This window comes from Actinoplanes solisilvae (genome assembly GCF_003999975.1).
GTDB classification, from domain to species: Bacteria; Actinomycetota; Actinomycetes; order Mycobacteriales; family Micromonosporaceae; genus Actinoplanes; species Actinoplanes solisilvae.
Genome location: NZ_RJAC01000004.1, coordinates 101,891 through 114,405 on the forward strand (window position 1 = coordinate 101,891; position 12,515 = coordinate 114,405).

Consider the following 12,515-nt stretch of genomic DNA (forward strand, 5'->3'; position numbering starts at 1 on the left):
GGCGACACGATCGGCCACCACCCACCGCGGTTGAGAATTCCCAACCGTCCCAGTTTCTCGATGCGCTTCCTTCCCCCCGCACCGTGCTCACGCGGAAGCGTGTTCGGTTCGCCACAGCCCGGGCGGCACCGGGGTCGACGGCGCCCCACCGCCCGGCCGCCGATCGCCCCGCAGGGTGTCGGCGCGCGCACCGGCCGAGTCGGCCATCCGACGGAACGCCTCGAGCCGGTCAATGTTCTCCCGCACCGCCCGCTGCTGCGCCTCGGCCAGAACCCCGCCCAGCACCTCGACGAGCCCCACCCGTGCCTTGCACCGCACATCGGCGACCGCCGTCCGTTTCTCCACGGCCGTGGCCCGCACCGCCCGCGGAGCCCACCAGCGCGGATCGGTCGCGGCGTCCTGCGGCCGCTCGTAGCCGAAGCCGGCCCCGGCCATGCACGCGCTCCACCGCTCGACGACGGCCGTCGCACGTGGGTCGGCCCACGCCCGCCCGAGGGCTTCGGCGCCGAGCCGTCGAAGCCAGTCCCACTCGTCCGCCCGCCAGCCGATCACCCGGCCCGCCTCCGGCTCGCAGCCGAGCCGTGCCTGCGCCGCGCTGAGCGGTCGCTGGGCGGGTGCGGGATCCCAGTGGTAGCCGGAGGACTCGGCCAGCCCCTCGTCGGCCAGCCCGAAGCGCTGGGCCCGGTGGCGCAGCAGATCGATGTCGTTGCGCTCGACCGGCTCCCACGGCCGGCCGTGCCGCGACAGGCAGTCACGGGTCAGCCGCTTGATCACCGTGTCGATGTCGTTGGCCTGGGCCGCCGCGGGCAAGTATTGATCGAGCGCGAACCGGACCGTCCCCGGGTCTGCCCCCGGACTCGCACCCGGACCCGCCGCCAACCCGGCCGTCCCGGGTGGCGGCGGAGGCATGACCGGCGCGACGGCCCGTACCGCCTCGGACCCGGACCGCCCGGCGGAGCAGGCCCCGGCCGGCAGCACGACGGCGAGCAGCGCAAGGCACCAGAACTGGCGCGACAACCGCATCCGGTACCTCCCGCGGGTTGACTCCGGCCGATGGGATGCCGAGCAATGTACCGCCGCCGCGCCGCCCCGGAATCCCGCTCCAGGGTGATGTACGAATCCCCTCCGAGGGGACGCGCCTGGACGCCCGCCCGAACCTGCTCGCTGCGGACTCAACCCGTGTGAGCGGCGCCGCCCCCGGCGTCCCGTGGACAGTGGCCGTTCAAACGCGGCTTTCGGCTGCTCCCGGCTGCGCGGGGGCGACTGTGGGGGTGACCGGGCGGGCGCTGCCGAGGCTGGCCAGGGCGGAGGCCAGGTCGCTCACCTGCGTGGACAGCTGCGCGGCCCGGGTCTGGGCCGCGTCGGCCTCGGCGCGGGCCGCGGTCAACCGGCGTTCCAGGTCGGCCCGGTCCCGGCCGGCGCGTTCCAGTTCTTCGCGCGTCCGCGAGTGAGCGTCCCGTTCGGACACGGCGTCGGCGAGTTCGCGCCGCAGCCCGGCGATCTCGGCGTCCGCGTTTTCCCGGGCGATCACCGCCTCCCGCCGTACGCCCTGAAGGGTCTTCTCGGCGGCCTCGCGCTGGTCGGACAGCTCGCGCCGGGCCGTGGCCAGCTCGTCGGCGGTCGTCTTGGCCTCGTCGCGGGCACTGTCTCGTTCGCGGCGCAGCTCCTCGCCGCGGGTGGCGGCCGTCTCGGCGTCGCGCAGGGCCGAGACGAGTTCACGCTCGGTCGCCTCGCGTTCCCGCCGTACGTCGAGAATCTCGCTCTTCGCGGCGGCGAGCTCCTCGCGGACGGCATCACGGTCGGCCTCGGCCCGCTCCCGCAGAGCCGCCGCCGTGGTGGCCGCACGCTGGGCCTCTTCGCGAGACTTGAGCGCTTCCTCGGCCCGCGCCGTGGCTGCCCCGGCCGCCCGTTCCGACTCCTCGGCGCGGTGCAGGGCCTCGTCACGCTCGGCGCTCGCGGCCACGGACAGCTGCTGGGCGGTGGCAGCCGCCGCCGCCGTCCGCTCCGCGTCGCGACGCGCGTCGTCACGTTCGGTGTGCGCGGCTGCGATCTGCCCCGACGTCTCGGCCCGGATCTCGGCCACCTGACGGTCGACGCCGGCCGGGGACAGCTCGGAGTGCAGCGCCTCGGTCAGCGAGCCGACGAGCTGGTCGAGGCGGTCCACGACCTCCCAGGTGCGGGCGACCTGCCCGGCGAGCCCGGGGGAGGAGCGGTGCCGCATGCGCACGTTGCGGGACGCGCGCTGGCACTCCCCGTCGTTGTCGCGGCAGTACCGGAAGGGCCGGCCCGCGGAGGATCGCTGGGGGACCGGTCGTCCACAGTGCGCGCAGGGCCGGGTCTCGTTGGTGACGTCGTTCTCGTTCATCGCAAGGTCACCCTAAGCGCGCCACGCCCGCGAGTCCCGGCACGACACGGACCCGCTACATCATTCATCCTAGGATGCTCTAGGCGGTGTGCGGCGCCGCACACCGCACGGTCGAACCCCAAAAGGAATCAACGGCCTCCACCCCCTCGGATTTGCCGAGCCCACGCTGCTCAGCGGTATGCGGGTTGGGGCTCGGACGGATCAGCCGGGACGACGTCGAGCCCCGGGGCGGCGACGAGGGCATCGACGGCATCCCGGCCGGCGCCGATGCCGGCCCAGTGCGGATCGACGTCGGCCGTGAAGCACCAGGAACGGTCGGCCGGCCAGACGAACGCGGGCGGCGCGACGGGATGCCCACCGCCGAAGTCCGCCTCCCAGGTGTCGATGTCGCGCAGCGGACCCCGGAACAGGGCGAACCGGCGGTGGGGGAGCTCGACCAGCGGGCCGTCTCGCGCCTCCGCGGGCAACGGCGTGTCGGAGTAGCCCTCCCACAGGCAGAAGTAGCAATCCAGCGGGGTGGAGGTGAAGGCCGCGAGCAGGTGCAGCGCGCGCCGCGACTGGTCGATCTCGGACGGGTGATCCTCGGGAAGGTGGACGTCGGCTTCCTGCTCGCCGGGCCGCAGAGGATCGCGGATGAACCGCAGCCGCGCGTACGCCTCGAAACCCGCCGGGCCGAAGGTGATCAGCCGCATGTCGGGCGTGCGCGACCGAAGGAGCCAGTCGGTGGCCGTGTTGTCAGCGACGAATTCCATGTCAGTGAATCTCCTCTCGGGAATCGCCGGTCGTCGCGTCGGCGACGGCGCGGCACAGTGACGGGTCGGTCAGGACCGCGGTGCTGTCGGAGATCTGGTCGATCGAGCCGGTCAGCGGACGCGCCCTCAGCACGGGGTCGGTGATGGCGTCGCGCAACGCCTCGGCGAACCGTCCGGCGCCGATCACCGCGTACCCCCGGTCGAAGAACTCCTGTCGCCTCGCGGGCAGTTCGACCGCCAGCCCGAGGTCGTTCTGCTGCTGCGCCACGACCTCGAGGGCCGCGCACAGCGCGTCCTCGCGGACTCGGGCGTCGTCGGCGCGCAGCGCGGCCGCCACGTGCCCGGTGACCTGACCGAGGGGGAGGGAGGCCATCAGCCATTTCGAGTACGGCGGCCAGCGCCGGGCCTGAAGCAGGTGCAGGCGGGCGATGTCGCGGCAGAGCCGGGCCGTGATCACTGTCGCGCCGGCCCGGTCGCCGACCTCGGCGGCCCGGGCCGGGAACGGCTCCTCCTCGGCGATGCGCTGCCACTGGCAGGCCAGCACCAAGCGCCACATGTCGGCCGGGTACCACCGCAGGCGCTCGCGGACCCCGGCCAGCCTTCCGCCGGGATCGTGGAAGACGGCGCCGCCGGTGATCTCGGCCAGACGCTGCCACGGGGCGCCCAGCCAGTCGAGCGGGCCGACGCCGGCGGCCGGGTCGAAGCCGAGCAGGGCGCGGCACCAGCGGGGAAAGGGTGTGATGGTGACGTAGTGGTCGACCGGGCCGTCGGTGCCGGCCATCGACCGCACCCGCGCGCCGGGCGGCTCGAAGTGAGTGGACCAGCCGCGGAACCGTTTCGGCAGGGTCTCGCTCAGTCGCGCGCCGAGCTCGCCGGTGTCGTCGTCGACGAACAGTTCGAGGCGGGGGCCCCAGTCGTGGTCGGTGGAGCGGGGCGTGTCGAAGCCGAGCACGTCGGAGCCGGGCCCGAGGCGGGCGGCGGCGTGGGGCAGGTCGCCCAGCAGGGGCCGGACGGCCTCGGCGTAGAAGAGGCGGGACAGCTCGACACCGGGAAGGAACGCGGTCATGCGGCCGAAGTTAGCGGGCCGCGCCGACAATTTCGGCTCGATAGGGTCGGCCTGTGGAAAACCTGCTCCGTCCCGGATGGACCTTCGAGGAACTTATCCACAGCACGGCGAACGAAGTCACCGGAGGCGTCTGGCGGGTCTACCGTGACGGAGGCAGCGCGATCCTCAAGATTGCGACGCCGAGCCGGGAGGGTGCCGCCGAGCACCTCGCCGCCAGCGACGACCCGGGTCACTTCAACTATTGGCGGCGCGAGCCGACGGCGTACGCGTCGGGGCTTGTCGCGACGGGTCTGCCCGGCTTGCCCGGGCCCGAGATGTATGAGGAGGTGGACTGCCCCGACGGTTCGGTGGCGATGTGGCTGCAGGACGTGACCGGAACGGCCGGAACGGCGGCCGGGGTGGCCCAGGGTGGGGGTCGTAAGGCGAGCTACGACGCGCGGGGGCTCGAGGACATGCTGGCCGGTCGGGCCCCGGTGCTGGCCGTGGTGGCGCGCTGGGCGGACGCTGTCCTCTGACCGGGCTTGAGCAAGATCGTGAAGGTGGTCGGGCTGGCGGGGGCGGGGGCGGGGCCCAGATCAGCGGATCGCCAGATGCCAGCGGCCGGCGCGGTGGGTCAAGCGGGTGATCGAGAGCGGGGCGACGTCGAGGCGCCAGATGCCGTCCGGGGGCAGGTTCAACGCGTACGCCACGACCGCCCGCACGACAGCCGGATGGGCCACCGCGGTCGTCGCGATTCCGGCTTGACGGTCGAGCCAGCGTCCGGCTCGTTCGGTGACCCCGGTGAGCGATTCCCCGCCGTGCGGCGACGCGTCGGGCGAGGTCAGCCAGTCGCCGAGTTCGACCTCGTGCAGTCCGCGCCCGGTCCAAGCCCCGTAGTCGATGTCGGCCAGTTCGGCGGCGACCGTGAAAGTGGCCGCGCCGAGCATTTCAGCGGTTTGCCCTGCCGCGCGGGACGGCGAGCAGACCCACGCTGTGTCTGACGAGAGTTGGGGGCGCAGGGCGAGGGCGGCGTTGCGGCCGCCCTCGTCGAGGCCGTCGTCGCCGCCGAACACCGCGCGGCGCAGGGCCGGGGTGTGTGCGGCGGCGACTATGCGGAGGCCGGTCACGCGGCGGTGACGAGCTCCGGTTCGGCGGCTTTGCGGCGGCCGGTGGTGAGAAGCGCGGCGAACGCGAGGCCCAGTGCGGTCCACAGCACGGCCTGGGTGCCCAGGGACGCGATGCGGAACGACCACAGCAGGTCGGGCGGGAATGTTGCCGGGACCTCGTTGATGTTCGGCAGCAGGGCGTAGCCGACCACGACGACGACCAGGAAGCCGATCACCGCGGCGATCGCCTGGCGCCATTCGGTCGGCTGGGTGCGTTTGGCGACGACGGCCGCCCACACCGCGACCAGGCCGATGACGAGGATCGCCAGGTAGCTGACCGTGCGTTGGTTGATCGTGCCGGGGTCGCCGACGGCGGGCGGGTTGGGCGGGTATTTCACGTACGGTACGAGGACGATGCCCAGCAGTGCCGCGCCGGCCAGGCTCAGCGCCGCGCGGGTGTCGCTCGGTGTGCGCAGGCGGCGGCGCAGCAGCGTGTACGCCGTGGCGAGGATGCCGCCCATCGCCGCGCCGTAGAGGCCGGTCGCCAGGAACAGGCCGCCCTTCTGGCCGTCGCGGCTGACAAGTTCGTCCTCGTGGTGGCTCGGTTCGGCCGTGGTGTGGGCCGCGGCTTCCTCGATGGCGATCGCCGCGTCGACCTTGGGCTCGCCGAAGGTGTACGCGAACAGGCCGGCCAGCAGACCGGCGAACAGGCCGGCGAGCAGGCCCCGGAGCAGCAGTGCGCCGAATCCCGGCGGCTTGGTGCCGGTGCTCAGTGGCACGGGACGCCGAGCAGGTGGCGGCCGTCGTGCATGAGTTCGTGCAGGAACATGCCGCTCTGCGACACCGCCCCCTGGTCGAAGGCGACCAGGTAGGTGAGCAGCAGCATGAGCGTGACGACGCCGAGGGCGGTGGCGAGCAGCCGCGGTGAGACGGCGGGCGTGCTCAGCGGGCCGGCGGTCGTTGCCTTGGGCATGGTGAGGAACCTCCTTGCGGGATGACGCGTCCCGTCGGACAGGCTGCGACGCGTGAGCGTTCTGACTCACGGGACCGGGCGGTTCAGACCCAGGTTCCCGTTCACAGTGGCGCGACCGCACCGGATTCTCACCGGTTTCCCTCGCGACGCCGCAGATGGTTCCCACAACCTAGCTGTGAGGTCCCTGAACACACAACAGAGACTGTCGCACCCCCTCGATACGATCCAGCCGGATCGTTGCCACGGGCTTCGGAGGTTCTCGATGGGTCGGCGCCGGTTGTCAGCCGCCGCGGCGGTGCTCGCCACCGTTGTGCTGACGGTGCCCGTGCCGGCTGCCGCGGCCGTCGTCTGTCAGCAGACGGCGAGCCCCAGGCCGGTCGTCGCCGGCGTTCCGATCGAGGACCAGGTGTACGACCCCAAGCGGCTGGCCGCCCTGGCCACCGGCGCCGGGGTGCGGGTCGCGGTGATCGATTCCGGGGTCGACGCCGAGCATCCTCAACTGCGGGGACGGGTCGAGCAGGGCAACGATTTCCTGCACGGCGAGCGGTCCGGCCGGCAGGACTGCAACGGCCACGGCACGGCGGTCGCGAGCATCATCGGCGCTGTCCCCGCCCGCAACACCGGCTTCCAGGGGCTGGCGCCCGGCGCGGTGATCGTCCCGGTGCGCATCAGCGAGCAGGAAGAGATCAACGACGAGGTCGTGGGCGAGCAGGGGAGCCCGGCCCAGTTCGCGCGGGCGATCGACTGGGCCGTCGACGAGGGCGACGCCGACGTGATCAACCTCTCGCTGGTGATGACCGCCGACAACGATGCCGTCGAGGCAGCCGTGGCCCGCGCGATCGACGCCGGTGTCGTGGTCGTGGCCGCAGCCGGCAACAAGGGCGAGCCCGGGGCCGGCAACCCGACGCCGTACCCGGCCGGCTACGACGGCGTCATCGGTGTCGGCGCGGTCGAGGCCGACGGCGAGCGGGCCTCGTTCTCCCAGCGCGGCGCCTACGTCGACCTGGTCGCGTTCGGTCAGCCGGTCACCGCGGCCAACCTCGTCTCCGGCCACACGACATTGAGCGGCACGAGTTTCTCGACACCGTTCGTGTCGGCCACCGCGGCGCTGCTCAAAGAGCGGTTCCCGGCGATCACCCCCGCTCAGGTGCTGCGGCGGCTGACCGCCACGGCCGACCCGGCGCCCGGCGGTGTGGGCAGCCCCGAATACGGCGCGGGCCTGCTGAACCCCTACCGGGCACTGACTTCGGCCCTCGGGCAGCAGGCCCGTCCCGAGCCGGCCCCGGGTGTGGTCGGCGGCGAAGACCCGGCCGTGGCCGCCCTCGCCGCTCGCCGCGACCGCTCCCACCAGCGGGCGCTGACGTTCGCCGTCGTCGTGGCCGCAGTGGTCGTGCTGCTCGGTGTGGTGGCCGCGGCCGTCGGCCGGGGAAGGCGCCGCGGCTGGCATCCGGCCGATTAGGTCGACGCGCGTCGGTCGGCGTCGGTGGATGAGTCGGCACGGCGGGCAGCGGGGCCGGCCCGGCCCCGCGCAGAGGCCCTGCCATGTCGGTGCTCGTACGGCCCAGGTGCGTCGTCGGCGCGCCGCGGTGATCGAACTGCTCGGTAGAGTGCGGGCATGGGTCTCAGGTATGCGGCCGGGCTGCCTATCGTCGGGGAGTTCGGTGACATCCGCAAGCTGGTCGAGCTCGCGGTCAGCGCCGAGCAGTACGGCTGGGACGGCGTGCACCTGTGGGATCACCTGCTCTACCACAAACCGGGATGGCCGGTCACCAACTCGGTCGTGGCCGCCGGGGCGATCGCCGCGGCGACCGAGCGGGTGCGGATCATCCTCACGGTCGTGCTGCCCCGCCGCCCGGCGCAGGACGTGGCTCAGGAGAGCGCCGCGATCAACCATGCCGATCTTCGAACACCAGCGCGACCGTAACGTCCCCCTGGACGAGTTCCGCGAGGTCACCGACTTCGTACGGAGTCAGCGGGCCGGCCGCCCCGGCAGCGCGTTCGATTTCGTGCTCGAGGGCGCCACCAAGGCATCAACGGGGAAAGACCACACCACCCCGTACGCCGAAGCCGGTCTCACCTGGTGGGTCGAAGCCCTCGGCTGGTGGCGTGGCGGAGTGACCGCCGCCGCCCGCCGAATCGCCGAGGGCCCGGCCACTCTCTGACCCTCGCGGCTGAGGACGGGCAGGCGGTGGCGCAGAGTCAGGACCGGCCAGCAGGGTGAGGAGCGCGGGAACCGGCGGGTGTCGCGGGGGAATACGATCGTCCGGCTGCACGGGACCGTGGGGGATCGACCAGGATCGCGGTCGGCGGAGTTCGTGAAGGGCGGCGGGATGCGACCACTGCGGCACGGCTACACCAACGACACCCGCGGGGACGGGAATGTGGTGGTCAAGCGGTATCGGGGTGGCCGCGACGACGCGTTGCGCCGGGGGACCGAGCTGGGCGTGCTCGAGCGGCTTCCGGTCGGGCTTCCGGTGCCGCAGGTGCTGGGGGCGCCCGAGGGAGCGTTGCGGATGCGGCAGCTGCCGGGGATGCACGGGCAGGACCTCATCGATCAAGGGCTGCAACGGCCGGTGCTGCGGGCGTGCGGCGAGCTGCTGCGCCGGCTGCAACAGGTCGACGTGTCGCAGGTCTTCCCGGACGCGGGGACGGGCACGGGGTGGGTTGTCGTGCACGGTGACTACGGGCCCAACAACATGCTGTTCGATCAGGACACGTTCCGGGTGACGGGGCTGCTCGACTGGGAGTGGGCCCACCCGGGCGACCCGATCGAGGACCTGGCCTGGTGCGAGTGGATCGTCCGGCGGCACCACCCCGGCGCGGCACGGGCGCTCGACGAGTTGTTCACCGGCTATGGCGTACGACCGTCGTGGGCGCGGCGGCAGGAGGCGATGGTGGCCAAATGCGAGTGGTTCGTGCAGCGCTCGGTGGCCCGCCGTGCATGGCAGGACCACCTCGCGCTGACACTCAGCTGGACGGAGTGACCTGCAGCGGCCGCAGCTCGAGGAACGCGATCCCCGGGTTGGGCAGCTCCACCGTCACGTCGGCCCCGGGCGCGACCCGGCGCGGCGGCGCGGCCTCGTCGAGACGGTCGGCGGCGCGCAGCTTCTCCCATTCCTGCTCGGACGGCCACTCCCCGTCGAACTGCGCGGCCAGGTTGCCGTGAGTGCGGTCGACCCGCCACAGCCGCAGGCGGTGCGGACCGCTCAGGAAGGGCCGCACGACGACCGTACGCAGCAGGTCTGGTTCTCCTGAGTATCGGCTCTGGTCGAGGGTGCTGTTGAGCAGCAGGATCCCGAGACCGCCGTCGTCGTAGCGCGAGGCCCACGCCGTGATCAGGCTGTCGGCGCCGTCGCCGGAGAGCGTCACCGGAACCTCGACCGGGCCGAGCCGGGCGGCCAGCCACAGCGCCCAGAACTTCGGTTTGGCCAGGTTGCCGACGGTGAGCAGCCCGAACCCGCCGTGCAGCAGACGCGACGGGCGGCCCAGTTCCTCGAAGTGGTCGCTGGCGACCCACGGGGCGAGGGCGTCGATGCGGCCGGCCGCCGACTGCATGCCCTTGAGCAGGAACGCGGCCGCGAACACCGAGTCGTTGATCGGGTGCCTGTGGGTGGCCGTCACCCCCCACTCGGTCCACAGCTGCGGCAACCCCTGGGCCAGGGGCCGCAGGTCGAGCGGCAGAGTCCCGTACACGTGGGTGGAGACGAAATCGGAGGAGGCGAGGGGAACGTCCTCGACCCAGCCGACTGCCGCAGTGGCCGGGCCGCCGACGCGCAGGCCGGGGTCGACGTCGCGGACCGCCCGCGCGGTGACCTCGTACAGCTTCCAGTACTCCGCAGGCGTGCCGGACCAGAACACGGACAGGTTCGGCTCGTTCCACACCTCGAACCACCAGGTCGACCGCACCTCGTCGAGGCCGTAACGGTCGACGACGTGCTGGGTGAAGGCGCGGATCAGGCCGGCCCAGCGGTCCCAGTCGCGCGGCGGCGAGATGATCCCCCGATAGGTGAAGACCGTGCGGGACGGGTCGCGGGCCAGGTCGCGGGGCATGTAGCCGAACTCGACGACCGGGGTCAGGCCGGCGGCCAGCACGAGGTCGTAGATCTCGTCGACCCGGCTGAAGTCGTGCACCGGCGACCCGGAGACCTCGCGGTAGACGCCGACGTCGTCGCCGAGGATGTGATGCGCCCGCACCGACCGTACGCCGAGCTCGTCGTGCACCCGCCGCAGCGCGTCCAGCAGGGCGGGGCCGATCACCTCGCCACCGGTGGAATCAGAGGACAGCAGGTGGGACAGGTGCTCCGAGCCGACCATCGCCTCCCAGATCCGGGGCAGCGGCACGCCGCCGGAGCCCAACGACACGGTCACCGTCTCTGACAGGGCGCCCAGTCCCGCGAAGACGGGGGCCGACAATGGACCCAGCGCCGTGACTGACGACAGTGCCGCCACCGCGTACCAGCCACCGCGCCCGGGCGTCGTGTCGGCGTACGGGCCGTGCGGCACGGCGAGGACGTCGCCGCCGCCGTGATCGACCACCTCGAAGGGCCCGTCGGCCGAAGCGGAGCGGTGTACGGCGTACCCGATGGCCGCGGGCACCGGCTCCCACGACACGGTCACCTGGCCCAGGCCGACCTGCGCGGTGACCCCGGCCGGTGCGGGCAGCGACGATTCCCGGGGCGCTCCGGGCGTACGGTCCTGAGCGCCCCCGCCGCCCATCAGCGCGGCCCAGTTGTCCCGGGCCTGGCCCTCGATCGTCATTTAACGGCCTCCCAGCTGCGGCAGCCTCTGCCCGGCGGGCACGTTGAACGTCTCCTGGGCCAGCAGCGGCCGGATCTTGCGCTCGAACTGCGGCGTCACGAACGCCTTCTTGATCACGTCGTGGGAGAGGTGGTTCCCGAGCGCCCCCATGATCATGGCCTGGTCGAGGGAGAGGTAGCGCTTCGCGACCGTGCCCGAGCGCACCGCCACGGCGTCGTAGAACCCGCCGGGACCGTACGCGTCGAAGTCGCTCTTGATCTTGGCGAGGTTCGAGCGGACCGGGCCGGGGGCGTACGGCAGGGCCAGGAAAGCCGCGTGCGGGGTGACGACACCGTCGCCGTAGACGGCGGGCGGGCCGGCCGGGCGGCAGTCACCGAACCCGGCGTCGTACTTGCCGCCCTGCACGTCGGACGGGTAGCCGTCGGTGTCCATGCCCATCGCGTCCACGCCGTAGACGCCGTAGCCGCCGAACGGGTTCGACGCGGGCGAGAAGCCCCAGTAGCCGTACCGGGCGTCGTTCAGGCCGTGCTCGATCTGTGCCGCGACCGTCGCCGGGTGGTTACGTCCCCAGCTGCGCGGGCCCCAGGTCGTCTCGGGCACGAACAGGTCGGGCATCAGCGCCTCGAACATGTCCCCGCCCCACGACGGCACGAACGTGATGCCCCGGTAGCGGTACGAGCCCTCGTAGACCGAACGGCCCAGGTGCGTCGTCGTGGGGCCCTGCGGCTGCATCTCCTGCCACGAGTAGTCGCAGTTGTCGGGCAGGGTGCGCATCGTGTCGAAGTAGGCGGTCGCGGGGATCTGCCCGGCGCCGATACCGAGGTACGTGGCGATGCGTGGCTCGGTGACGGTGATGTCGTAGTGGTTGCAGGTGAACCACAGGCCGTCCTGAGGCACGGAGCAGCCCGACGGTGCCGTGTCCCAGAAGCCACCGCGGATCAGCCCGCGCGACCCGATCGGGGAGGTGGCAGCGGGATTGAAGTAGAACCCGAAATCCATCCGGTCGAGAACCCGGGCCGCTGAAGCCCGCAGCGACGGGAACCCGCCCTGGACCACGCGCAGCGCCGCGGCCAGCCATCCGTTGTCGACACTGGACAGGAACGGCGTGACGGCCGACCCGTCCGGGAGCACGGTCAGCACCGCCCCGGTGTGGGGGTCGTACCAGTTGTAGAACATGCCCGACTCGTCATGGTGGCGCAGGGTGGCGAGGGTGTCCAACGTCCGCGAGACCCGCTGGGTGGCCTCGCGCGACGAGATCAGGCCGAGTTGCCGGGCCACCAGGGCCGACCACATGTACCCGCCGATGTTGGTCGGGGACGTGTACGCCGAGGGCGCCGACAGATCACCCGGGATGTTGTCGGCCACGAGGCCGGTGGCGGGATCGGTCATGGCGACCAGCGAGCGCCACGTGTCCTTCGCGTAGGTGCGCAACGGATCCGGCACGGCCTGCGCCGTGACACCGCTGCCGAGCACGAGGACCAGGGAGACAAGGGGGACGAGTAGGCGTTTCACAACG

The 12,515-nt window shown here is 72.5% G+C and carries 14 protein-coding genes; 5 read left to right on the forward strand and 9 right to left on the reverse strand.

Going from position 1 to position 12,515, the window contains the following annotated elements; translation table 11 throughout:
- Positions 1-87 precede the first annotated feature (87 nt).
- The 4 genes from EER30_RS13850 to EER30_RS13865 form a co-directional block, all read right to left on the reverse strand.
- The gene (locus tag EER30_RS13850; RefSeq protein ID WP_127500831.1) at positions 88-1,023 is read right to left on the reverse strand and encodes a hypothetical protein; all 936 of its coding nucleotides are present in this window, start codon (positions 1,021-1,023) and stop codon (positions 88-90) included.
- 199 nt (positions 1,024-1,222) lie between these two features.
- A complete protein-coding gene (locus tag EER30_RS13855; RefSeq protein ID WP_127500832.1) occupies positions 1,223-2,365 on the reverse strand; it encodes a coiled-coil domain-containing protein in 1,143 nt (380 codons plus the stop codon).
- A gap of 170 nt (positions 2,366-2,535) precedes the next feature.
- Positions 2,536-3,117 (reverse strand): hypothetical protein, encoded by a 582-nt coding sequence (locus EER30_RS47905; protein WP_205650230.1) that lies wholly within the window; start codon positions 3,115-3,117, stop codon positions 2,536-2,538.
- 1 nt (position 3,118) lies between these two features.
- Positions 3,119-4,183 carry a DUF4037 domain-containing protein gene (locus tag EER30_RS13865; RefSeq protein ID WP_127500833.1) on the reverse strand — a complete coding sequence of 355 codons (1,065 nt, stop codon included), beginning with the start codon at positions 4,181-4,183 and terminating at the stop codon, positions 3,119-3,121.
- A 53-nt stretch (positions 4,184-4,236) separates the two neighbouring features.
- Here EER30_RS13865 and EER30_RS13870 point away from each other — a divergent pair, with 53 nt between their 5' ends.
- Positions 4,237-4,698 (forward strand): hypothetical protein, encoded by a 462-nt coding sequence (locus EER30_RS13870; protein WP_127500834.1) that lies wholly within the window; start codon positions 4,237-4,239, stop codon positions 4,696-4,698.
- A 60-nt stretch (positions 4,699-4,758) separates the two neighbouring features.
- On the opposite strand, the gene EER30_RS13875 is transcribed toward EER30_RS13870, so the two are convergent.
- The 3 genes from EER30_RS13875 to EER30_RS13885 are packed head-to-tail and all read right to left on the reverse strand — an operon-like array spanning position 4,759 to position 6,241.
- Complete coding sequence (locus EER30_RS13875; RefSeq protein WP_164842318.1) at positions 4,759-5,289, reverse strand: histidine phosphatase family protein; 531 nt, start codon at positions 5,287-5,289, stop codon at positions 4,759-4,761.
- The gene (locus tag EER30_RS13880) at positions 5,286-6,047 is read right to left on the reverse strand and encodes a CbtA family protein (protein WP_127500836.1); all 762 of its coding nucleotides are present in this window, start codon (positions 6,045-6,047) and stop codon (positions 5,286-5,288) included. Before EER30_RS13880 ends, EER30_RS13875 begins: the two co-directional genes overlap by 4 nt.
- Complete coding sequence (locus EER30_RS13885) at positions 6,038-6,241, reverse strand: CbtB domain-containing protein (protein ID WP_127500837.1); 204 nt, start codon at positions 6,239-6,241, stop codon at positions 6,038-6,040. Before EER30_RS13885 ends, EER30_RS13880 begins: the two co-directional genes overlap by 10 nt.
- 262 nt (positions 6,242-6,503) lie before the next feature.
- On the opposite strand from EER30_RS13885, the gene mycP reads away from it, so the two are divergent.
- The 4 genes from mycP to EER30_RS47910 all read left to right on the forward strand — a co-directional run bounded on the left by mycP (position 6,504) and on the right by EER30_RS47910 (position 9,225).
- The gene (gene mycP, locus EER30_RS13890; protein WP_127500838.1) at positions 6,504-7,700 is read left to right on the forward strand and encodes a type VII secretion-associated serine protease mycosin; all 1,197 of its coding nucleotides are present in this window, start codon (positions 6,504-6,506) and stop codon (positions 7,698-7,700) included.
- Positions 7,701-7,856: 156 nt separating this feature from the next.
- Positions 7,857-8,165 carry an LLM class flavin-dependent oxidoreductase gene (locus EER30_RS13895; protein WP_127500839.1) on the forward strand — a complete coding sequence of 103 codons (309 nt, stop codon included), beginning with the start codon at positions 7,857-7,859 and terminating at the stop codon, positions 8,163-8,165.
- Positions 8,134-8,403 (forward strand): hypothetical protein, encoded by a 270-nt coding sequence (locus EER30_RS13900; RefSeq protein ID WP_127500840.1) that lies wholly within the window; start codon positions 8,134-8,136, stop codon positions 8,401-8,403. The genes EER30_RS13895 and EER30_RS13900 overlap by 32 nt, the downstream gene beginning before the upstream one ends.
- A gap of 168 nt (positions 8,404-8,571) precedes the next feature.
- A complete protein-coding gene (locus EER30_RS47910) occupies positions 8,572-9,225 on the forward strand; it encodes a phosphotransferase family protein (protein ID WP_205650231.1) in 654 nt (217 codons plus the stop codon).
- Here the strand turns inward: EER30_RS47910 and EER30_RS13910 are convergent.
- Complete coding sequence (locus EER30_RS13910; RefSeq protein ID WP_127500841.1) at positions 9,209-10,999, reverse strand: GH39 family glycosyl hydrolase; 1,791 nt, start codon at positions 10,997-10,999, stop codon at positions 9,209-9,211. The genes EER30_RS47910 and EER30_RS13910 overlap by 17 nt on opposite strands.
- Positions 11,000-12,511: a glucoamylase family protein gene (locus tag EER30_RS13915; RefSeq protein WP_127500842.1), complete on the reverse strand. Its 1,512-nt coding sequence runs from the start codon at positions 12,509-12,511 to the stop codon at positions 11,000-11,002.
- Positions 12,512-12,515 lie beyond the last annotated feature (4 nt).